General features: G+C 49.0%; 19 protein-coding genes. 13 read left to right on the top strand and 6 right to left on the bottom strand.

The features are described 5' to 3' along the window. Positions 1 to 18 precede the first annotated feature (18 nt). The 6 genes from WIG73_RS10010 to WIG73_RS09985 form a co-directional block, all read right to left on the bottom strand. Positions 19 to 1,413, bottom strand: coding sequence for an FAD-dependent oxidoreductase (locus WIG73_RS10010; RefSeq protein ID WP_337400407.1), 1,395 nt, complete (start codon positions 1,411 to 1,413; stop codon positions 19 to 21). Between the two features lie 149 nt (positions 1,414 to 1,562). Further along, positions 1,563 to 2,981, bottom strand: coding sequence for a hypothetical protein (locus WIG73_RS10005; protein WP_337400406.1), 1,419 nt, complete (start codon positions 2,979 to 2,981; stop codon positions 1,563 to 1,565). A gap of 163 nt (positions 2,982 to 3,144) precedes the next feature. Beyond that, positions 3,145 to 3,618: a 2-C-methyl-D-erythritol 2,4-cyclodiphosphate synthase gene (gene ispF, locus WIG73_RS10000; protein WP_337400610.1), complete on the bottom strand. Its 474-nt coding sequence runs from the start codon at positions 3,616 to 3,618 to the stop codon at positions 3,145 to 3,147. 10 nt (positions 3,619 to 3,628) lie between these two features. Then, entirely contained in the window at positions 3,629 to 4,345 is a 717-nt protein-coding gene (gene ispD / locus WIG73_RS09995; RefSeq protein ID WP_337400404.1) for a 2-C-methyl-D-erythritol 4-phosphate cytidylyltransferase, read from the bottom strand. 43 nt (positions 4,346 to 4,388) lie between these two features. Then, positions 4,389 to 7,220, bottom strand: coding sequence for an excinuclease ABC subunit UvrA (uvrA, locus tag WIG73_RS09990; protein ID WP_337400402.1), 2,832 nt, complete (start codon positions 7,218 to 7,220; stop codon positions 4,389 to 4,391). 26 nt (positions 7,221 to 7,246) lie between these two features. Continuing rightward, positions 7,247 to 8,575 carry a hypothetical protein gene (locus WIG73_RS09985; RefSeq protein ID WP_337400401.1) on the bottom strand — a complete coding sequence of 443 codons (1,329 nt, stop codon included), beginning with the start codon at positions 8,573 to 8,575 and terminating at the stop codon, positions 7,247 to 7,249. Positions 8,576 to 8,690: 115 nt separating this feature from the next. Between WIG73_RS09985 and WIG73_RS09980 the strand changes: the two genes are divergently transcribed. From WIG73_RS09980 to mnmE, 13 genes are all read left to right on the top strand, one after another. Beyond that, positions 8,691 to 9,071 carry a sulfite exporter TauE/SafE family protein gene (locus WIG73_RS09980; RefSeq protein ID WP_337400400.1) on the top strand — a complete coding sequence of 127 codons (381 nt, stop codon included), beginning with the start codon at positions 8,691 to 8,693 and terminating at the stop codon, positions 9,069 to 9,071. Between the two features lie 3 nt (positions 9,072 to 9,074). After that, the gene (locus WIG73_RS09975) at positions 9,075 to 9,440 is read left to right on the top strand and encodes a sulfite exporter TauE/SafE family protein (RefSeq protein WP_177680702.1); all 366 of its coding nucleotides are present in this window, start codon (positions 9,075 to 9,077) and stop codon (positions 9,438 to 9,440) included. A gap of 111 nt (positions 9,441 to 9,551) precedes the next feature. Next, positions 9,552 to 10,046, top strand: a complete 495-nt coding sequence (locus WIG73_RS09970; protein WP_337400399.1) for a YqeG family HAD IIIA-type phosphatase — start codon at positions 9,552 to 9,554, stop codon at positions 10,044 to 10,046. 4 nt (positions 10,047 to 10,050) lie between these two features. Beyond that, a complete protein-coding gene (dxs, locus tag WIG73_RS09965; protein WP_337400398.1) occupies positions 10,051 to 11,922 on the top strand; it encodes a 1-deoxy-D-xylulose-5-phosphate synthase in 1,872 nt (623 codons plus the stop codon). A gap of 6 nt (positions 11,923 to 11,928) precedes the next feature. Then, a complete protein-coding gene (locus tag WIG73_RS09960; RefSeq protein ID WP_337400396.1) occupies positions 11,929 to 13,149 on the top strand; it encodes a U32 family peptidase in 1,221 nt (406 codons plus the stop codon). Positions 13,150 to 13,161: 12 nt separating this feature from the next. Beyond that, positions 13,162 to 14,067, top strand: coding sequence for a hypothetical protein (locus tag WIG73_RS09955; RefSeq protein WP_337400395.1), 906 nt, complete (start codon positions 13,162 to 13,164; stop codon positions 14,065 to 14,067). Continuing rightward, a complete protein-coding gene (locus tag WIG73_RS09950; protein WP_337400394.1) occupies positions 14,048 to 14,719 on the top strand; it encodes an HAD family hydrolase in 672 nt (223 codons plus the stop codon). Before WIG73_RS09955 ends, WIG73_RS09950 begins: the two co-directional genes overlap by 20 nt. 6 nt (positions 14,720 to 14,725) lie before the next feature. Further along, positions 14,726 to 16,033 carry a DUF1015 domain-containing protein gene (locus tag WIG73_RS09945; protein WP_337400393.1) on the top strand — a complete coding sequence of 436 codons (1,308 nt, stop codon included), beginning with the start codon at positions 14,726 to 14,728 and terminating at the stop codon, positions 16,031 to 16,033. Positions 16,034 to 16,045: 12 nt separating this feature from the next. Next, a complete protein-coding gene (gatC, locus tag WIG73_RS09940; RefSeq protein WP_177680685.1) occupies positions 16,046 to 16,333 on the top strand; it encodes an Asp-tRNA(Asn)/Glu-tRNA(Gln) amidotransferase subunit GatC in 288 nt (95 codons plus the stop codon). A gap of 16 nt (positions 16,334 to 16,349) precedes the next feature. Beyond that, positions 16,350 to 17,804 carry an Asp-tRNA(Asn)/Glu-tRNA(Gln) amidotransferase subunit GatA gene (gene gatA / locus WIG73_RS09935; protein ID WP_337400392.1) on the top strand — a complete coding sequence of 485 codons (1,455 nt, stop codon included), beginning with the start codon at positions 16,350 to 16,352 and terminating at the stop codon, positions 17,802 to 17,804. Between the two features lie 17 nt (positions 17,805 to 17,821). Continuing rightward, positions 17,822 to 19,255, top strand: a complete 1,434-nt coding sequence (gene gatB / locus WIG73_RS09930) for an Asp-tRNA(Asn)/Glu-tRNA(Gln) amidotransferase subunit GatB (RefSeq protein ID WP_177680690.1) — start codon at positions 17,822 to 17,824, stop codon at positions 19,253 to 19,255. A gap of 114 nt (positions 19,256 to 19,369) precedes the next feature. Then, on the top strand, positions 19,370 to 19,945 hold the full coding sequence (locus WIG73_RS09925; RefSeq protein ID WP_337400391.1) for a hypothetical protein: 576 nt from the start codon (positions 19,370 to 19,372) through the stop codon (positions 19,943 to 19,945). Then, entirely contained in the window at positions 19,942 to 21,306 is a 1,365-nt protein-coding gene (gene mnmE / locus WIG73_RS09920) for a tRNA uridine-5-carboxymethylaminomethyl(34) synthesis GTPase MnmE (RefSeq protein WP_337400390.1), read from the top strand. The genes WIG73_RS09925 and mnmE overlap by 4 nt, the downstream gene beginning before the upstream one ends. Positions 21,307 to 21,315 lie beyond the last annotated feature (9 nt).

The raw sequence follows: 21,315 nt of genomic DNA, 5'->3' as shown, positions 1-21,315 counted from the left end.
CCGCTCCCGTTTTTTTATTTATTTTAACAGCTCCTCCATTACCGGTTTTATAAAACTTCTGTGCTGAGCAAGTTCTTTTGCCACCGTTGCCCCGTCCGCCTTGTCCGGCGAAATACCGTGCTTTAGACAGAACACCGCGGCAAAACCCGCTGCCTCGCCTGTGGCCTGGCAGGTCTGCTGAATCCGAAGCGACGCCTGCGCCTCCCGTTCCGCAGAAATACACCGTCCCGCCACAAACAGGTTTTGTGTGCCTTTTACCACAATGGCGCCGTAGGGAATATCAAAATAGTCCCCGGATAAAACCTTTTCCATGCGCTGTGCGCTGTCCTGCACGGCGGGACGGGCATAGTGGTCGCCGGGCCAAATATCAATCACCCAAGAGCTTTTGGCGATGGAGTCTTTGCGCTTATTTAACATTAGCGCATCCTCTGCCAAAACTGTTTCAATACCCTGAATTCTGCGTGAGTCACGGATGCCGATGTGAATGTTGGTATCCAGCAGATAGGCGTTTTCAAACCCGCTGATATAACGCTTTGCAAAATCGGCGCATTCATAGGCCTGCTTTCTTCCTTCCCGCTCCGCCTTTGTTAAATCCCAGGGATCCACAGGGTTAATGTGCAGCACACGGCTTGCAAAGCCGTGCATCTCCGTACGGTATTTGGGAATGGAGTTCGGTACGGTTCTGCTGGCGGTGTAGCTGGCCGCCCTGCCGTTTTTCACAACTTCGCTTTCATATCTTTTCGCCATCTCATCTGAAGCCGCTTCCTCCACCAGCTTTTGGATTTCCTCTTTGGTGTGGACAACACTTCTGTCCACATTCCCCATGCGGAAAACTTTGGTCAGCGCCTGGTTATAGGGGTGTTCCCCATCCCCTTGTGAAAAGGGCGCGCCTGCAAACGCACAAACCGCTCCGTCCCCCGTTGCGTCAATCACCATTTTCCCCTGCACCGCCATAGTGCCCGACACGGTTTCCAAAATCACGCCGGTAATTTTATTCTCCTCTTTCATCACGCCGCTGGCCCACACATGGTGCAACATGCTCACCTGTGCTTTTGAGAGCAAATTGTCCCACGCAAACTTTACCAATTCAATATCCACGCCGCTGCGAATGCGGTTGTCCTCGCCTTTAGTCGTCAAGTCGCGGTTCGATAGGCCGCCCAAACGGTTTACCTCGCGGATAAAATCATGCCACACGCCCATAAAATCTACACCATTGGTAGACAAAATGTGACCCACGCCCTGGGCAGCGGTTGCGCCGCCCAAAAAGCCATACCGTTCGCAAAGCAAAACCTCAGCCCCCAGCCGGCCGGCGGTCAACGCCGCCGCACACCCTGCCGCACCTCCGCCAACTACAATTACGTCGTAGTTTCCGCAAATCTCAATCTCTTTTGTCTGGGTATAAACCTTTTTCATAAACAAACACCCTTTTTGTTTTTCTTTACTTTACCACAACAAATTTGGAATTTATATGCTCATGTTGCCTATTTTTTTGCTGTAGTTGCTATATAAAAGAAACAGGCCGCGATTTGCGGCCTGTTTCTTTTATATTCTGTATTAAAAAATTAGTTGGAAAGCGCAAACTCCTTGCATTCAATTTTCGGAGCGAAATTTGTAAATCCGTCCCAAACAAAAACCTTCACCTTCGTAACCGTTTGATCTGTTTTGAGACTTAATTGCATAAACTGCGTTTCAGCAGAAATCTCAACAACTGTCATTTCCACCAGCTTATTTTCGTTGTAGGCCGCCATAACAGCAGTGCCAGACACCGGTGATGCAAAGCAGACTTCTGCCGTGTAGTTGTTTTCCGCATCCTTCGTCATAGAATCCGGCGAGGGTTTAATGTCAATGTAATCTATAAAATATTTGACATTTTCTGCATATTCCTCACTCTCACAGGTCGAAACCCGAAATTCCAGCAGATAGGTCCCCGCGTCGACCCAAACTTTTTTTGTATATTCGTACATGGGATTCCACTTTGCTGTCCAGCCGGCAGGGTCATCATCAGAGGCGCTTGTAAATCTATCCTGAACATTTGTTCCTAAATCTGAGTCGTCTTTATTACTGCTAATTTTATTCTCTCCGAGATACAAGGAAACCTCGCTCACTGAGTTCTGCCAATGGGTCGCCACATAAGAAAAGTCGTAATACCGACTCTCCGTAAAGTTTACCCGCGCCTGAATCGGCAACAGTGGTGTTCCCTCCTCGCCTGTCACTTTTACGTTCGATGTGCCAATCCATTTGCCGCCGCTTGCGCCAGCAACTTCTACAATTTTTTCTGCGGCCATGTCTTCGGCCTCTATCAGCGTTTCTTCAGGTATGATATCCGTTCCGTTATCCGGAACAAATTTTATGTAGTCGGCAAAAAATTTCCACTTTCCAAACAATGCATTTTCCAGATAAGATACATCCACCTGTAAGGTATTCTCACCCTCGTTTAAATAGCAAGAGGTCTTACCCTCAAACAGCCACATTCGTGCATACTCCCAGGGATAAACACACTTTTGCTTTGGCGTACCGTCTTCATTCAAAATTGGGGTTCCCTCGTCATCGGTGGCGTCAACATATGCGCTAAGGTCTTCCAAAGGCTTGCAGAATGTGTCGTTATCTCCAACAAGCACATCGTTTACTGTCAGCGTAATATTGCTCAAATTTGTTTTGTCTGTGCGCTTCATAACGGCATACTGACACTTATAATAGCCTGCCTGTTCTGCTGTTACGTTCACAGTTAACGCAGCGCTTGGGTCTGTCGTTGTGTCAATTGTTGCCCAATATGCCTTCCCGCTGGCGTTTTCCACAGACAGCGCGTCTCTATGGTTTGCTTCCGTTTGAATGTTCCCGGCTCCTGCCGCCTCTGCCAAATCTTCAAATTCAAAAAATAGCGTGCCGGCCGGATCTGCTTCTCCCTCTGCTGAAACACCCGGCGGCGTCATTACACCTATTAGCAGAGAAAGTGAAAAAAACACTGCAAATAATTTTTTCATAAGCCTCTTCTCTCCTTTTTCTAATTTTTTAAAAACTATCCCCATAGCTTTCTTTTATTTTATTATAATAATGTAACAAAGTAAATGAACAATATTGCACAAAATCAAGATAATATTGCTAAAAATAGTTTATTCAGAACTTAAAAATTAGATTAAGTATAAGCTAATTACACACAAGCAGACAAACTGCCTCAGCCGCAATGCCCTCCCCACGGCCGGTAAAGCCCAGCTTTTCCGTGGTGGTGGCTTTTACGTTCACACGATCAACAGAAAGTTCTAAAACCGCCGCAAGATTTTCCGCCATTTTGGGAATAAACGCCGCAAGCTTCGGCCTCTGGGCAATAATTGTTACGTCTATATTGGAAACAGCATACCCCTTTTCCCAAACCAGCTTTGCGGCGCATTGCAAAAGCTGCATACTGTCCGCACCAAAATATGCATCGTCCGTGTCGGGAAAGTGGCGCCCAATGTCGCCTAAAGCCGCCGCACCCAGCAGCGCGTCTGTCACAGCGTGAGCCGCCACATCCGCGTCGGAGTGGCCCAAAAGCCCCTGTTCAAACGGAATTTCCACGCCGCATAAAATCAATTTTCTGTTTTCTGTCAAACAATGCACGTCAAACCCGTGCCCAATCCGCATATCCATGCCGTTACCACTCCTCGCTGCTTAACAGTCCCTCGGCCACCGCAATATCTTCCACCGTGGTAATTTTAATATTGCGATAAGATCCCGGGGTAATTTTTATCTTTGTACCCAGCTTTTCAACCAGCGCGCAGTCGTCCGTCACAGCCCGCAGTGCGTCCTCCTCTGCGTCATAGGCGTTTAAAAACAGCGCTTTGGAAAACACTTGGGGCGTTTGAATTTCAAACAGCTCGCTCCTATCCACCGTTTCCGCAATAAAACCATTTTCATCCTCACGTTTTATGGTGGCCTTTGGCCGCACGCCGCACGCCGCCGCGCCAAAGGCAAAACCGGCTGACACGGCCTCGGCAATGGTTTCTTCATCAACCAATGGCCTTGCGCCGTCGTGTACGGCAATCAGGTCGCAGTCCTCCGAAAGTTCCGCAATCGCCGCCTTAACAGACTCTGCCCGCACCTCGCCGCCTTTCACAATGGCTCTCAGCTTGTCAATTTCAAAGTCTGCGGCAATGTCCGAGATGTCTAACATGTCCTCCTCTTTTGCCGCAACAATAATTTCGTCAATAAACCCGCTGTTCTGCAACGCCAGCAGAGTATGGGCAATAACGGGAGCGCCGCCGATTTCTAAAAACAGCTTGTTCACGTTTTCTCCCATGCGGCGGCTTTCCCCTGCTGCCGCCACAATGCAGCTGACAAAATAATCCCGTTTTTGTTTTTTCTTTTTCATAACAGGCCCTCCAAGTATTCGCATACGGACATGCCGCTTCTCTTTAGTTTATTCGCCTGTTCTTATCAATATGAAGCTTTAAGAACTGACCCGTATAAGAATTTTTACATTTCATAATTTCCTCCGGCGTTCCGGTGGCAACAATGGCGCCGCCCTTGTCCCCGCCCTCTGGGCCCAAGTCCATGATATAGTCCGCCGTTTTAATCACGTCTAAGTTATGCTCAATTACCAAAACGGTGTTTCCATTTTCCACCAGCCTGTCTAAAACCTCCAAAAGCTGGTGCACGTCCGCCGTGTGGAGGCCGGTAGTAGGCTCGTCTAAGATGTAAAGGGTTTTGCCTGTTCCCCGCTTGGAAAGCTCCGTGGCCAGCTTCACACGCTGTGCCTCGCCGCCGGAAAGCTGTGTGGAGGGCTGTCCCAGTTTCACATAAGAAAGCCCCACGTCGTAAAGAGTTTGCAGCTTGCGTTGGATTTTGGGGATACTGGAAAAGAACTCTAACCCCTCCTCCACCGTCATATCCAAAACCTCGTAAATGTTTTTGCCTTTATATTTCACTTCCAGTGTTTCCCTGTTATAGCGTTTACCTTTACACACCTCACAGGGCACAAACACGTCAGGAAGAAAGTGCATTTCAATTTTAATAATTCCGTCGCCGGAGCAGGCCTCGCACCGCCCGCCCTTTACGTTAAAGCTGAACCTGCCGGATTTATAGCCCCGCATTTTTGCCTCATTTGTTGCGGCAAACAGTTCGCGGATATCACCGAACACGCCGGTATAGGTGGCGGGATTTGACCGGGGCGTTCTGCCGATGGGCGACTGGTCAATGTCAATAATTTTATCCAAATTCTCCACGCCCTCCGCCTTTTTAAACTTGCCCGGCAGGCTGTGGGCGCGGTTTAACTCTTTTGAAAGATATTTGTTAATAATTTCGTTCACCAAAGACGATTTCCCTGAACCGGACACACCGGTAACAGCGGTGAACGTTCCCAATGGAATGGAAACGTCGACATCTTTTAAATTGTTTTCAGCGCAGCCTAAAAACTTCAGCACGTTCCCGTTTCCTTTCCTGCGCATTTCAGGCACAGGAATTTGCTTTCTGCCGCTTAAATACTGCCCTGTTAAGGAGTTTTCGCAGGCCATAATCTCCTCCGCCGTGCCCTGGGCCACAATGCGGCCGCCGTGCACGCCTGCGCCGGGGCCAACGTCTACGATATAGTCCGCCTCCAGCATGGTGTCTTCGTCGTGCTCCACCACAATCAGCGTGTTGCCCAAATCTGTCAGCCGACGTAACGTTGCCAGCAGCTTATTGTTATCCCGCTGGTGCAGGCCGATTGAGGGCTCATCTAAGATATACAGAACACCCATCAGCCCTGAACCGATTTGTGTTGCCAAACGAATTCGCTGCGCTTCGCCGCCGGACAGCGTACCCGACGACCGGGACAGAGTTAAATACTCCAGCCCCACATCGCAAAGGAAGCTGATGCGCTCGTTAATCTCTTTTAACACGCGCTCCGCAATTTTCATGTCCCGCTCAGACAGGGTTAACGCCGCAAAAAAATCCCTTGCCTTGTCCACAGGCAGGCGGGTCACCTCGTCAATGTTTTTCCCGCCCACGGTAACCGCCAAAACATCCGGCCTGAGTCTTTTTCCGCCGCACTCCGGGCACAGCTTAAAGCGCATCATCTTCTCAATTTCCATCTTCATAAAATCGCTGTTGGTTTCGCGGTAGCGGCGTTCTAAGTTATTAATAATACCCTCAAAGGCCGCGAAATAGTGAGACGTGCCGTAGGAGCGTTTTAAAAACAGTTCCAGCCGTTCGCCCTTTGTGCCGTAAAGAATAGCGTTTACCGCCTCTTTGCTCAAATCCTTTATTTTTGTATCGAAATCAAAGCCATATTTTTTCCCCAGCGCCTCGTAATACATGTGGGCCATGCTGTCCTCGCTGTCGGCTGAGCCCCAGCCAGAGGCCATAATCCCGCCCTCGTTTAACGTGCGCTCGGGGTCTAAAATCAGTTCCGGCGAAACCTTCATCATGCTGCCGATGCCTGAGCAGCAGGGGCAGGCTCCCAATGGGTTGTTAAACGAAAACATTCGGGGTGAAAGCTCCTCCATGCTGATACCGCAGTCGTCGCAGGCGTAATTTTGCGAAAATGTCATTTCGCTGCCGCCGATAACGTCCACAATCACCGTGCCGGATGCCAGTCCTGACGCGGTTTCAATGGAATCTGTCAGTCTTTGCTCTATGCCCTCTTTCATAACCAGCCGGTCAATCACAATTTCAATGGTATGCTTTTTGTTCTTTTCCAGCTTAATTTCTTCTGCAACGTCATACACCAGCCCATCGATCCGCACCCGGACAAATCCGTTTTTCTTAGCGTCTTCAAACAGCTTTGCGTGCTCGCCCTTTTTGCCGCGGATTACCGGCGCCAAAATCTGAAACTTTGTTTTTTCCGGCAATTCCATAATGCGGTCTACAATCTGGTCAATGGTTTGCTTTTTAATCTCTTTCCCGCACTTTGGGCAGTGCGGAATGCCCACCCTGGCGTATAACAGTCTTAGATAGTCGTAAATTTCCGTAACGGTCCCTACCGTTGAGCGAGGATTTTTTGCCGTGGTCTTCTGGTCTATGCTGATGGCCGGCGACAGCCCCTCAATATATTCCACCTCGGGCTTTTCCATCTGCCCTAAAAATTGACGCGCGTAAGACGAAAGAGACTCCACATACCGTCTCTGCCCCTCGGCATACAGCGTGTCAAAAGCCAAAGAAGACTTTCCCGAGCCGGAAATCCCCGTAAACACCACAAACTTGTCCCTGGGAATTTTTAAATCCACATTCTTTAAATTGTGCTCCTTAGCACCTTTTATATAAATCATTTTGTCCTGCATAAATTCCTGTCCCCTTATCTTCTAAACATGAAAAATCCCAGCGCGGCCCGCGTAAACACGCCAGTTAGCCGCTGATTCACACTTTCTGCAAGCTTCTGTTTTTCCTCCCCGTCCAGTGCAGAAAGGTCGTAAAACTGCTCCGGAGGGCTTATGTCCGCATCTTTAACCGCTGTGTCGGTTGACGTGTTTACCGTAACGTTCACCAGTTTTAGCGCATCACCCGGTTTTGCCAGGTCCAGCGATATTGCAGTCACTGCATCTGTCACAGTGCCGGCGGTGTTCTGTTCCCTTTCAAAGTGAAGCAGCTCGCTTCCGTCCGTTTTATAAGCTGTGGCGCGAACAGTTTTGCCGCCTGACGCCTCAACCTCCGCCACGGGCGTGCCGCTCCCGGCAATTTTCAGCGTTTCCCGCTCTACCCTGCGGTGCTTGTTTATGACAGCGGTGAGCTCCACCTCTGCATCGGACTGGGCCATATCCGCCAAAAATGAGTCCAGCGTTTCTAAATACTCCTGTTCAAACTCCTTTTGAGTAACGCTGGAAACCAAAAGGGCCGAAGGTTCATACATTCCATTTATGTTTCTTGCAATCTGCTCCCGCTGGGCATATAAAAACGACTTTAGTTCACTGTCTGCCCGAAGCTGGCCCACAATACCGGAAAAGAGCCGCACCGCCTTTGCCGAAAGCTGCACCGTTGTGGTGCCGTTTATTTTAACAGAAGAAAACACCGCGTCCGGCACATCGTTATAAAGCCTTATTCCATATTTTTTCAAATATTTAAAAAAGCCTTCCCGGTCTACGCCGTCTAAAATCCCCCTGTCCGGGTTTACGCCCTGGGCGCCTAAAAGCACACTCAATATCTCACCCGTGCTGCCGCCCGAATAGGCCGCGTCTGCCATTTGGGGAGAGGAAAATACGGTAATGCCGCCGTCTGTCACGCTTGTGGCCGTGATCAAATCGCCGCCCATAAATTTTAATGCAAAATTAAGCCGGCTCTGGTTTTCTGAAAACTGCACCGTTTCTGTGCGGACGGTTAGGCCGTTCACCGCTTTTGCCATTTGCGGATCCATAACACCGTCGCCCACGGTCAGCGAGGCGTCAGTCTGTTTTGCAAACCTTGTGTTTGATTCTGCTTTTGCCCCGTCTTGATAGGTGTTGTAATGGGCAAGCACAAACAGCTGCTTGTCCGACGGGAAAAAATATTTATAGGAAAGATACGCCCCCGCCAGCACAATGACGGAAATCACCGCATATAAACATGTTAAAAAAACACGTTTTAGACGTTTGTTTTTATTGCGGCGAATAGGCGGCTTTTCAAAATTGCTTCTCATTTCAATTGGTTCCATTGCATCCTCCGTTTCCAAGTTTCCATACATCTATAACTATACACCAACAGGCAAAAAAAATCAATGTGTAAATTTTGAAACTGCGGTTAAAATATCCTTATTGGGGGTTGATTGCATGGAACACGAACATAAAATGACGGCGAAGAAGCTGTTCACCTGCGCGGCGGGCGGTCTCACCGCGGGATTTTTCAACGGTCTGTTCGGAAGCGGCGGCGGAACGATTATCGTGCCGTTTTTAGAAAAGTTTTTAAAGCTGGATCCGAAAAAAAGCCACGCCACGGCCATTTTAATCATATCCGGCTTCACCGCAGTGAGCCTTGTGTTCTACGGGTTCTCAAAGTCTTTGGATTACTGGCTTGCTCTTAAAGTATCCATCGGCGGCGTGGTGGGCGGTTTTGTGGGAGCAAAGCTGCTTTCTAAGCTTACCTTTGGCGCAATTCACAAAATTTTCGGCCTGTTTATGATTGCGGCCGCCGTGAGGATGGTGTTTTTTTAATTGATTGTTGCAATTATATCCGGCTTTTTGTCGGGAATCATCAGCGGCATGGGCATCGGCGGCGGAACGATTTTAATTCCCGCCCTGACCATGTTTGTCGGCGCAAACCAGCACATTGCCCAGGGCGTGAATTTGCTCTATTTTATTCCCACTGCTGTGGTGGCGCTGTTTGTTCACAAAAAAAATAACGCCTTAGAGCTGAAAATTGCGATTCCCATTATTTTGTTTGGCATTGCGGGAGCAGGCTTAGGTTCGTTTGTGGCGCTGCGTTTAAACTCCGGCCTGCTCAGGCGGCTGTTCGGCATCTTTTTGTTTTTCATGGGCGCCTACGAAATTTTTAAAGGGTTTCAAAAAAATAAGAAGGCATAAAGGAGATTTTTCAAAAAAATCTCCTTTTTTCTATTTACGCACCTTTGAAAATGTGGTATGATATAATAGTTATATCGTTTCATACGATACATGTTGATTGAGGTGACTTCATTGTTTCATAACCTTGTGCCCGATTTGTTTGTTCACGACATTTCGGCAATTGACTTAAATAAATTAAAAGAAAACGGCATTTCCGCCGTCATTTTAGACCTTGACAACACACTGGACAGTCATGAAACCAAAACGCCCTCAGCACGGGCGCTCAGCTTTTTGGAAGAACTGAAGGCAGACGGCTTTTTGGTGTGCGTCATATCCAACGGAAAGCGGCGCAGGGTGGAAGCTTATCTTGCCGGTTTTGAAATTCCCTTTGTGGCAGACGCAGGCAAACCGCTGAAAAAAAGCTACCGCAAAGCGCTGAACACATTGGGCTGCCGGCAGGAAAACACCGCATTTGTGGGCGACCAAATCTTTACCGACACCTGGGGCGCTAACCGAATGGGGCTCTTCACCATTTTGGTTGAGCCAATTGAGGCCTTTGAAACCCCTTTGTTTTATATAAAACGCGCCTTAGAGCGGTTTGTGAAAGCAAAATTACTAAAAGAGTGATGGAATGTTTCATTTATTAGACAGGATCTCCTGTCCGGAAGATGTAAAGAAACTGAATATAGAAGAAACCCACGTGCTGGCAGAAGAAATCCGCGCGTTTTTAATCGACTCCGTTTCCAAAACCGGGGGGCACTTAGCCTCGAACCTGGGGGTGGTGGAGCTGACTATTGCGCTTCTGCGCGCGTTTGACCTGCCGGAGGACAAAATTGTGTGGGATGTTGGCCACCAGAGCTATGTGTATAAGCTTTTAACCGGCAGACGGGACAAGTTCTCTACCCTGCGAAAGTATGGAGGTTTGGCTGGCTTTCCTAAAACCTGTGAAAGCGAGTTCGACTGTTTTAACACCGGCCATTCAAGCACGTCAATCTCTGCGGCGTTAGGCATTGCCAAGGCCAACATTTTAAAAGGCAGCGACGCTCACACCGTAGCCGTTATCGGCGACGGCGCACTTTCCGGCGGCATGGCCACCGAGGCCCTGTGCGACGCCGGAAACTTGAAAAAGAATTTTATTGTAGTGTTAAACGACAATAACATGTCCATTTCCAAGAGCGTCGGCGGGTTTACCAAGCATTTGACAAAGCTGCGCTCTGTTCCCGCATATTTTACATTTAAATCCCGCATTGAGCGGGGGCTTTCCCGCTTTTCCTGGGGGGACAAAATTGCGCTGTTTTTAAAAAAGTTTAAGGATTTAGTAAAACATATTTTAGTGGGCAACACCGTGTTTGACGATATGGGCTTTACCTATTTCGGCCCGGTGGACGGCCACGACGTGGAGATGCTCACCCTGATTTTAAACCGCGCAAAGCTTGTGCGCGGCCCGGTGCTTTTGCATGTGATTACGAAAAAGGGCAAGGGATATAAATTTGCCGAAAAGCACCCGGCGGTTTACCACGGCGTGAGCACCTTTGAAGCGTCTGTGGGAATCAGTTCCGGCAAACGCCACACCACCTATTCGCGGATTGCGGGAAACACCCTGTGCGCTTTGGCTGAACGCGACAATAACATTTGTGTTGTTACGGCGGCCATGTCTGCCGGAACAGGAACAGACGAGTTTGCAGAGCGGTTTTCGCGCAAATTTTTCGACGTAGCTATTGCCGAACAGCACGCGGTGACCTTTGCGGCGGGCCTTGCCATCAGCGGCTTAAAACCCTTTGTGGTGATTTATTCATCCTTTCTTCAGCGCGCCTATGACCAGATTTTGCATGACGTGTGCCTGCAAAACTTAAACGTTACCTTCTGCATTGACCGGGCGGGCATTGTCGGCGAAGACGGCGAAACCCACCACGGCTTGTTTGACATTGCATATATGTCCGCCATGCCCAACATGACGGTGTTGGCCCCGGCAAGCTTTGCTGAACTGGAGCAGATGATGCGTTTTGCGGCAAGCGGCGCACACCAAGGTCCCATTGCGATCCGCTATCCCAGAGGATACCTCCAGCCGGAAACGAAAACTGACGTTTCCCCCTTTGTTTTGGGAATTCCCCACACCGTGCGGCAGGGAAAGGACGTTTGCCTTTTCTGCGCCGGGCTTATGCTCACCATTGGCGAGAAAGTCTGTGCACTGTTAAAGGAGCACGGGCTGAACCCCACCCTGGTGAATTTGCGCACTCTATTCCCGTTAAACACCGAGTTTGTAACCCACATGGCGAAAAAACATAAGCTTGTGGTAACGCTGGAAGACGGGGTGGTAAAAGGCGGTTTTGGCGAGTCTGTCGCTGCGGCATTGGCAAAGCGCGAAGTTGCTTGCAAGTGTCTGGTAAAGGGCTATGCACCTGTGGTGCCTCACGGCAGTCCCAAGGAGCTGAAAAAGCTTTGCCGCATGGATGAACGCTCCATTGCAGAGGAAATTTTAGAAAAACTTAGCGTTGAAAGGTAAGCTTAAATGAACAAGATAGAACTGCTTGCCCCTGCGGGCAATTTAGAACGGCTAAAGGTGGCGCTGGCTTATGGCGCAGACGCGGTTTACGCCGGCGGAGACGCGTTTTCTCTGCGGGTGCGGGCGAAAAACTTTTCCTACGAGGATTTGGCCCGGGGCATTGAATTTACTCACAGTCAGGGCAAAAAATTTTATTTAACGGCAAACGTCATTTTACATAATGATGATATAGAGGATTTTATTGCATTTTTAAAAGACGCAAACCGCCTATGCCCCGACGGGCTGATTCTCTCAGACCCCGGCGCATTTCACTTGGCAAAGGAGTTTGCGCCCCATATTCCAATTCATATCAGCACCCAGGCAAACAACGTAAATTATGAAACTGTGAACTTTTGGCACAGGCTGGGCGCACAGCGCGTGGTTTTAGCAAGAGAGCTAACGCTCGAAGACGTGAAAACCATCCGTAAAAAAACAGACCCAGACCTTGAGCTGGAAGCCTTTGTTCACGGTGCAATGTGCATCTCTTACTCCGGCAGATGTTTATTAAGCTCCTACATGACGGGGCGTGAATCGAACGCAGGCGACTGCGCTCACCCCTGCCGATGGAACTATACGCTGGAAGAAGAAAAGCGGCCGGGCGAGCACTTTCCCGTGTTTGAAAACCAGCGGGGCACGTTTATTTTTAACTCGAAAGACATGTGCATGATTGAACACATTCCAGAGCTGATAAATTCCGGCGTGACCAGCTTTAAAATTGAAGGCCGTGTTAAAACGGAATATTACGTGGCAACCGTTGTGGGGGCTTACCGCCGGGCCATTGACGCATATTTGGAAAATCCTGAGGGCTACCGGTTTAACCCGGAGTGGAAAAACGAGCTTTATAAAGTCAGCAACCGTGGCTACACCACGGGCTTTTGGCTGGGAAACCCGAAAGAAAACGGCCAGGAGTATGAAAACGGCGGATACATCAGAAACTACGATGTGGCGGCCGTTGCAAAAGGCGCTGCGGGTAACGGCAAAACACTGTTTGTGCAGAAAAACAAGCTGTCCCTCGGCGACGAGGTGGAGGTTATGGCGCCAAACACCGCGCCCTTTGCGTTTCAAATTACAAACATGACAGATACAGAGGGTAACGAAATTAGCAGCGTTCCTCACCCCATGCAGGAATTTATTTTGGATTTGGGCAGAGATTTGCCCGAATATTCCATGCTGCGAAAGAAAAACTGACGGAGGAAACCAATGTTCGGAACTGAAAACAGACGCGGCGTTTCAAAGGAAGATGCCGCACAAAGAAACTATTTTGATATTGTAGGCAGGCACTTTTGGCACATCTGCGGCGTATCGTTTTGGTTTGCGCTTTCAAACCTTTTGTTTTTCGGCGCATCTATTTATTTGTTCTCCTCTTACTTTGGCGGCGACAATTTGGTAACCATAGTGACGGCGTTTTTACGCGGCAAATCGTTTATCGTTCCCATTGTGCCCTTTTTGCCCCTTATGCTCACCGGCCCGTTTACCGCCGGGTTCACTTATGTGATTCGAAACTACGCAAAGCAGGAGCACACCTTTATCGTGTCCGACTTTTTTGAACACGCTAAGAAAAACTGGAAGTTTGGGCTTTTAACCAGCGTCTTATCTTACCTTGTAATGTATCTGCTGCTGCAGGCCCTTGTCTTTTACAACGGCTTTTTCATTTCCAGCGGCCTGCCCTTAGGCGTTTTATACACTGTGTTTGCCGTGGTTTCCATTTTGCTCATCATTATGAGCTTTTACGTATATCCCATTTTAGTTACGTTTAAAATGAAATATAGAACGGTTTTAAAAAATGCGTGGACGTTTGCTGTGCTAAAGCTTCCGCAGAACTTTATTATTTTTGTTTTGCTGTTTGCCATAAACGCCGGGCTGTTTTATCTCTCCTTTTTTGTGTGGATGCTGCCGGAAATCTGGTTTATTCTCATGGCATTTTTCTTAACGGGCTTTACCGCGTTCACTGCAAACTATTATATTTGGCACGTTTTGGACAAATATATCGTACGGCTGGTGACGCCGAAAAAAGATGACGACCGCATTTTCACCGATGAAGAACATTTGGAAGACGACGATTTTGACGATTATGTGGAGGACAATTATGATGAAAACGATTTTTAAAGCCGCCATTTTTGATTTGGACGGCACGCTGTTAGACTCCATCGGCGACCTTTCAGTCTCCATGAATGAAACGCTGGCAAGCTACGGCTTTCCCACCTTTCCCCTGCCGTTCCATAAAAGCGCGGTGGGAAACGGCGTGCGGGCATATGCGGAAAAATGTATCCCTGCCGAAAAAAACACGCCTGAGTTTTTAAATGAGTTTGTTGCGCAGATGGGCGCACGGTATGACAAAAACTGCACCGCCCACACCGCTCCGTTTGATGGAATTCTGCCCCTATTAAATTTTATGAGGGAGCAAAACATTGCCTTAAACGTGCTATCCAACAAGGTGGACAGTTTCGCAAAAACTATGACCCACCACTTTTTTAAAGAATATGGCTTTCAAAACGTTTTCGGCGAGCGGCCGGGCGTTCCTAAAAAGCCCGCGCCTGACGCGGCGCTGGCTATTGCAGAAAGCTGCGGAGCAGCTCCTTCCGAGGTGCTTTTCATCGGCGACTCTATTTACGACGTAATGACCGGTAAGAACGCCGGCATGGTTTCGCTGGCGGCGGCCTGGGGCTATCAGAGCGAAGAAATGCTAATAGAAAAAGAACCAGATTTTGTGGCGCACACGCCATTGGATATTATTGACTATTTAAAAGACAGGAGTTAAAACAACATGGCAAACGTAAAACCTTTCCGGGGCCTTCGGTATGACACAAAACGCACAGGCCCGCTTTCCGGCGTTACCACGCCGCCCTATGACATTATTTCCCCTTTAGAACAGGAGATGTATTGCAAAAAGCACAAAAACAGCATCATTCATTTGGAGCTGGGCAAAACCTATGACACCGACACGGACACAAATAACCGCTATACCCGCGCCAGGGACTATTTAAACGACTGGATGACGGAGGGCATTTTAAAATTTGAAGATGTGCCGGCCTACTATCTGTATGAGGAGGTTTTCACCCTTCCTGACGGCAGTGTAAAATCCTTAAAAGGGCTTATCTCGGCAGTGGAGCTGGTGCCGTTTTCTGAAAAAATTGTTCTGCCCCACGAAGAAACGTTGTCAAAAGCCAAGGCCGACCGGTTTCAGTTAATGGACGCAACCCACGCAAATTTCAGCCCGATTTACTTCCTTTATATGGACGAAAAGAAGACAGTGAACCAAATTATTTCAGACGCTTCTAAAAACGCGCCGGAAGAGTCTTTTCAAACTCCCGACGGAATTACCCACAACCTGTGGGTAATAAAAGACAAAGATTTGCTTTCCCAAATTGAATGTGCGTTTGCCGACAAACAGTTGTTCATTGCAGACGGCCACCACAGATATGAAACGGCCTTAAACTTCCGCGAAAAATTAAAACAGGAGACACCGGGCTTTGACGCACTCCATGGCGGTAACTTCATTTTGGCCTTTGCCGTTGAAATGGACGACCCAGGGCTGGTTGTGCTGCCCACCCACCGCATTTTGCAGAATTTAGACGGGTTCGATGAAGAAAAAACGCTGACAGCCTTAAGCGAAAACTTTTCCGTTGAAAAACGAACTGCGAAAGACGCAGCAGTGGAAGCAGAAGCGGCTCTTTCAAGGTGCCAGAACGGCACAGCCTTTGCGTTTTACACCGGAAAAGACTATTTTTATCTGGTAACACTTTCCAGCCAAAGCGCCATGAAAGAAGCGCTGCCCAACCGTTCCGATGCTTACCGAGGTCTGGACGTAAGCGTTTTGCACACGCTGATTTTAGACAAAATTTTCGGTATAGACACTGAAAACATGGCAAACCAGAAAAATTTGATTTATACAAAATTTGCCGGCGAGGCAATCGACGCGGTGAAACAGGGCAAGGCACAGTGTTCGTTTTTATTAAACGCAACCAAGGTGCGGCAAATAAAAGACGTGTCGCTGTTAAATGAAAAAATGCCCCAGAAATCAACATATTTTTATCCAAAGTTAATTACCGGTTTGGTTATCAATAAATTTTGAGGAGGTCATTTTATGAAAATCACAAAAGAAGAAGTGCTCCATGTAGCGTCTTTGGCAAGGCTTAAGTTTTCAGACGAAGACGCACAGAAGTTAGAAGCCGACATGGCGGGAATTATCGACTTTGCAGACAAACTGGGCGAGTTGGATACCGAGGGCATTGTTCCCACGGCCCACGCCATTCCCATGCAAAACGCGTTCCGGCCGGACGAGGTGAAACCTTCGTTTGACAGGCGGGAAATTTTGAAAAATGCGCCGGACTTCGATGAAGAAGGCTTTATCGTACCCAAAGTCGTTGAATAGAAAGGATTGACTGAAAATGGAGCTTTATAAAAAAACCGCTCACGAACTTCGTGACATGATAAAAAACAAAGAAATTACAAGCGCCGAAGCCACAAAATCCGTTTTGGAGCGGATTGACAGCGTGGAAGAAAAGGTGGAAAGCTATATCACGGTTTGCAGCGAGTCTGCAATGGAGCGCGCGGCCGAAATAGACAAAAAATTAGCTGCGGGCGAAGAGGTCGGCCCGCTTGCCGGCGTGCCCTGCGCCATTAAAGACAATATGTGCACCAGGGATGTGCTCACTACATGTGCCTCGAAAATGCTGTATAACTTCAAGCCCCCCTATAACGCCACGGTGGTGGAAAAGCTTAACGCTGCCGGCACCGTTACCCTAGGCAAGGTGAACATGGACGAGTTTGCAATGGGGTCTTCCACAGAAAACTCTTACTTTAAAAAAACGAAAAACCCCTACGACTTAACCAAGGTACCCGGCGGCTCCTCCGGCGGCAGCGCGGCAAGCGTTGCAGCAGACGAAGCGCCCTTTTCCTTAGGCTCCGACACCGGCGGCTCCATACGCCAGCCGGCGGCTTTCTGCGGCTGCGTTGGCTTAAAGCCCACCTATGGCAGCGTTTCGCGGTATGGCCTGATTGCCTTTGCCTCGTCTCTTGACCAGATTGGGCCGCTGGCAAAAGACGTTCGCGACGCCGCAATGGTTTTAGACGTAATTGCCGGTCATGACGAAAAAGACTCCACCTCGGTAAACGTCGCACATCCCTGCTATGAAAACGCCTTAACCGGCGACATTAAGGGATTAAAAATCGGCATTCCCGAAGAATATATCGGCGGTGGCATTGACGGGGAGGTTTCTTCCGCCATTTACGCTGCAATTGACAATATGAAGTCCTTAGGCGCAGAAAGCGAAAACATGAACCTGCCCTTAAACAAATATGCCCTGCCTACCTATTACATGATTTCCTCCGCCGAGGCAAGCTCAAACCTGGCCCGGTTCGACGGCGTGAAATATGGCTATCGTGCAGAGCAATTTGACGATTTGGTGGATATGTACTGCCAGTCCAGAAGCGAAGGCTTCGGCCGTGAGGTAAAGCGCCGCATTATGATTGGAACCTATGCCCTGTCCTCCGGCTATTACGACGCATATTACAAAAAGGCCCAGCAGGTGCGCACCATGATTATGAACGATTTTAACAAAGCCTTTGAAAAATATGACGTTTTGGTTACACCCACCTCACCCACCACTGCTTTTGGTATCGGTGAAAAAACCACCGACCCGCTCCAAATGTATTTGGCAGACATCTGCACGGTTTCGGTGAACATCGGCGGGCTGCCGGCCATTGTGATTCCCTGCGGATATGACAAAAACGGTCTTCCCATCGGTTTGCAGATTATCGGCAGGCCCTTTGGCGAGGCAACTATTTTAAACGCCGCATATGCTTTGGAAAAAACCATCACCAAAATCAGACCGAATTTATAAAAGGGGGCTAACACAACATGAAATACGAAACCGTTATCGGACTTGAAATACACGCAGAGCTGGCAACCAACACCAAAATATTCTGTTCCTGCGAAAACGCATTCGGCGGCGAGCCAAACACCCGTGTGTGCCCCGTTTGTTCCGGCATGCCCGGCACCCTGCCCGTTTTAAACAAGCGGGTGGTGGACTATGCCATTAAAGCAGGGCTGGCTATGAACTGTGAAATCACCAAATTTGGAAAACAGGACAGAAAAAACTATTTTTATCCCGACCTGCCAAAAGCTTACCAGATTTCCCAGTTCGACCTGCCGCTTTGCCAGCATGGATATATTGACATTAATGTAGAAGGCGAAACAAAGCGCATTGGCATTACCAGAATTCACATTGAGGAGGACGCGGGCAAACTGGTGCACGACGATTATGGAAACACCTCTATGGCGGACTATAACCGCTGCGGCGTGCCGCTGATTGAAATTGTGTCGGAACCGGACATGCGCTCCCCGGAAGAAGCCCGTGTATTTTTAGAAACATTAAAATCCATTTTGGAATATACCGAGGTGTCCGACTGTAAAATGCAGGAGGGATCTTTGCGGTGCGACGTGAACGTATCTATCCGCCCCGTGGGCCAGAAAGAGTTTGGTACCCGCTGCGAAATGAAAAACGTAAACTCGTTCAGCGCGGCCTACCGCGCCATGCAATATGAAGAAAAGCGCCAGGCAAAGGTGTTAGATGAAGGCGGCACCGTTGACCAGGAAACCAGGCGGTGGGACGACATTCACGGTGTGAGCACTGTAATGCGCTCGAAAGAGGACGCCCAGGACTACCGCTACTTCCCCGAGCCGGATTTGGTGCCCATTGTGGTGTCGGACGAATGGATTGAAGAAATCAGAAAAACAATTCCCGAGCTGCCCGAACAGCGCAAAGCGCGCTACATTGCCGAGCACGGTCTGCCGGAATACGACGCGTTTATCATCACGTCGTCCAAAACCCTGGCAGATTATTTTGACGCATGCGTAGCCGCAGGCGCCACGCCGAAAATTGCCTCAAACTGGCTTATGGGCGACATTTCTAAAATTTTGAACGACAAAGAATTAGAGCCGGCAGACATTCCTTTTTCCGCCGGTCAGCTGGCACAAATGATTGCGCTGATTGAAAAAGGCACCATCAGCACCAGCGCGGCGAAAAAAGTACTCTCCGCCATGTTTGAAAACCCGGAAGACCCGGAAAAAATTGTCGAAAAGCTGGGGCTGGTTCAGGTTTCAGACGAAGGGGCCATTAAAGAGATGATTGACGAGGTTTTGAAGAACAATCCACAGTCGGTAGCAGACTATAAGGCCGGAAAAGACAAGGCAATGGGCTTTTTAGTGGGTCAGACCATGAAAATGTCCCGCGGGAAGGCAAATCCGCAGATTATCAATAAGCTGTTAAAAGAAGCTCTGGACAACGCGTAGGCAATCGGCACTGCTCCGCCCTGCGCGGAGCAGGCAAAATAACACAAATTATTTCCGTTTCCGGGCATCGTTTTCTGCCCGGAAGCGGATAAATTTTTAACTGAGGAGAAATTTATGCAGGCAAGCACACTTTACCAAAGCATTTATACATATTTTGGAGACACAACGCCCCTTTTGGCCGACTGCGGCGCGCTCTGCGGCAAGGCCTGCTGCGGCGGTGACAGTGGCAACAGCGACGGCGGATTTAACAATGCCGATAGTTTGTGCGACTCCTCCAAGGAAACCGGCATGTATTTGTTTCCCGGCGAAAAACCGCTGTTTTTAAACCGTCCCGGCTTTCAAGTTGTGCCGTCGGAGTTTGTTTATGGCGGAAGGCGTGCAGATTTGCTGTTATGCAGCGGACTGTGCCGGCGGAGTGCACGCCCGCTGTCCTGCCGGATTTTCCCCCTCATTCCCTATTTCCGTGAGAACGCGGGACTGAGAATTATCATAGATCCCAGGGCCTATTCCCTTTGCCCGCTGACAGAAAAAGAGGCCTATCCCTTTTTAAACCCCAGCTTTCAACGAAAAACTGAGTCAGTGTTCCGCCTGCTCCTTAAATTTTCTGAGGTGCGTGCGTTTTTAGAGGGCCTATCCGACATTTTAGACGACTATTTAAAATTTGAACCAAAGGGGGCAATTCGGATATGACAAACGAAACCATTGCGGCCATTGCAACGCCTCACGGCACCGGAGGCATTTCCATCATCCGCATCAGCGGGCCGGACAGCGTAGTTGTGGCCGACAGAGTTTTTCGCGCAAAAAACGGTAAACCGCTAAAGGAAGCCGCCTCTCACACCATTCACTACGGGTTTATTTACGACGGCAATCATGTGGTAGACGAAGTGTTAATTTCCGTTATGCTTGCCCCCAATACCTTTACCCGGGAAGACACGGTGGAAATTAACTGCCACGGCGGATTGGTGGTAACCGAGGCTGTGCTTGCCTGCGTTTTAAAAAATGGCGCTGCTTTGGCCGCCCCGGGCGAATTCACCAAACGTGCTTTTTTAAACGGCCGTTTAGACCTTTCCCAGGCCGAAGCTGTGATTGACGTGATTCATTCGCCCTCCTCCCTTGCCCTGTCCGCCGCAGCAAACCAGCTGGGCGGTGCACTGTCAGATGAAATTAACCAAATTCGGGACGTGGTGTTAGAGGTTTTGGCAAAAATCAACGCCAATTTAGACTATCCGGAGGAGGACGTGGACGAATATGAACCGGGCAGTCTGCTGAAAGACCTTACGAAGGTGCAGGATGGGCTAAATTCCCTTCTTGCAACCGCGAACCGGGGCAGACTAATCCGCGACGGGATTGACACTGTAATATGTGGAAAGCCCAACGTAGGGAAATCCTCCGTTTTAAATTTGCTCGCAAGGGAGTCCCGCGCCATTGTGACGGACATTGCCGGCACCACCCGGGACGTGATTGAAGAGCGCGTCACACTGAACGGAATTGTGTTAAACGTGTTCGACACAGCGGGGATCCGACAGACGGAAGACAGAATTGAAAGCCTGGGAATTGACAAATCGAAAGAATATATTGAAAAGGCCGGCCTTGTTCTGTTCGTGGTTGACGGGTCGCAAGATATCACCCAGGAAGACTTAGACATTTTTGAAACAATTCGGGATAAAAACGTAATTGTGCTGCTGAATAAATGCGATTTAAACTGCATAAAAACCGGCGGCGTGTTTGACGGTGCAGACACGGTGGCAATCTCCGCCAAAACAGGCGAAGGGTTAACCGCACTGACCAATAAAATTGAAGAAAAGTTTCAGCTGGGCGTGTTGTCCGCTGAAAACCGCGCTGTTTTAACTAACCTCAGGCACAAAGAGGCGGCATATAACGCTTTAGCGGCTGTTTCGCGTGCTGCGGCGGCTTTAAATGCCCAGGTGCCTTACGACTTGGTGTCCATCGACATTACCGACTGTGCGGCGCATTTGGGCGAAATTACGGGTAAAACCGTATCGGAAGAAGTGGTGGACAAAATATTTGCCCGGTTTTGTCTGGGAAAATAGTATATTATA

Origin of the sequence: Congzhengia sp. (assembly GCF_037235575.1) — a bacterium.
In the GTDB taxonomy this organism is placed as follows: Bacteria; Bacillota; Clostridia; order UBA1381; family UBA9506; genus Congzhengia; species Congzhengia minquanensis.
This window is presented reverse-complemented; position numbering and strand designations above follow the sequence as displayed.

Excerpts from the sequence above, each read along its gene's own strand:
- mnmE (WP_337400390.1), top strand. The coding sequence starts at position 19,942 with ATGACAAACGAAACCATTGCGGCCATTGCAACGCCTCACGGCACCGGA.
- dxs (WP_337400398.1), top strand. The coding sequence starts at position 10,051 with ATGTTTCATTTATTAGACAGGATCTCCTGTCCGGAAGATGTAAAGAAA.
- uvrA (WP_337400402.1), bottom strand. The coding sequence starts at position 7,220 with ATGATTTATATAAAAGGTGCTAAGGAGCACAATTTAAAGAATGTGGAT.
- WIG73_RS09980 (WP_337400400.1), top strand. The coding sequence starts at position 8,691 with ATGGAACACGAACATAAAATGACGGCGAAGAAGCTGTTCACCTGCGCG.
- WIG73_RS09950 (WP_337400394.1), top strand. The coding sequence starts at position 14,048 with ATGATGAAAACGATTTTTAAAGCCGCCATTTTTGATTTGGACGGCACG.
- WIG73_RS10010 (WP_337400407.1), bottom strand. The coding sequence starts at position 1,413 with ATGAAAAAGGTTTATACCCAGACAAAAGAGATTGAGATTTGCGGAAAC.
- ispD (WP_337400404.1), bottom strand. The coding sequence starts at position 4,345 with ATGAAAAAGAAAAAACAAAAACGGGATTATTTTGTCAGCTGCATTGTG.
- WIG73_RS09985 (WP_337400401.1), bottom strand. The coding sequence starts at position 8,575 with ATGGAACCAATTGAAATGAGAAGCAATTTTGAAAAGCCGCCTATTCGC.
- ispF (WP_337400610.1), bottom strand. The coding sequence starts at position 3,618 with ATGCGGATTGGGCACGGGTTTGACGTGCATTGTTTGACAGAAAACAGA.
- WIG73_RS09955 (WP_337400395.1), top strand. The coding sequence starts at position 13,162 with ATGTTCGGAACTGAAAACAGACGCGGCGTTTCAAAGGAAGATGCCGCA.
- gatB (WP_177680690.1), top strand. The coding sequence starts at position 17,822 with ATGAAATACGAAACCGTTATCGGACTTGAAATACACGCAGAGCTGGCA.
- WIG73_RS09945 (WP_337400393.1), top strand. The coding sequence starts at position 14,726 with ATGGCAAACGTAAAACCTTTCCGGGGCCTTCGGTATGACACAAAACGC.
- WIG73_RS09960 (WP_337400396.1), top strand. The coding sequence starts at position 11,929 with ATGAACAAGATAGAACTGCTTGCCCCTGCGGGCAATTTAGAACGGCTA.
- WIG73_RS09925 (WP_337400391.1), top strand. The coding sequence starts at position 19,370 with ATGCAGGCAAGCACACTTTACCAAAGCATTTATACATATTTTGGAGAC.
- gatA (WP_337400392.1), top strand. The coding sequence starts at position 16,350 with ATGGAGCTTTATAAAAAAACCGCTCACGAACTTCGTGACATGATAAAA.
- gatC (WP_177680685.1), top strand. The coding sequence starts at position 16,046 with ATGAAAATCACAAAAGAAGAAGTGCTCCATGTAGCGTCTTTGGCAAGG.
- WIG73_RS10005 (WP_337400406.1), bottom strand. The coding sequence starts at position 2,981 with ATGAAAAAATTATTTGCAGTGTTTTTTTCACTTTCTCTGCTAATAGGT.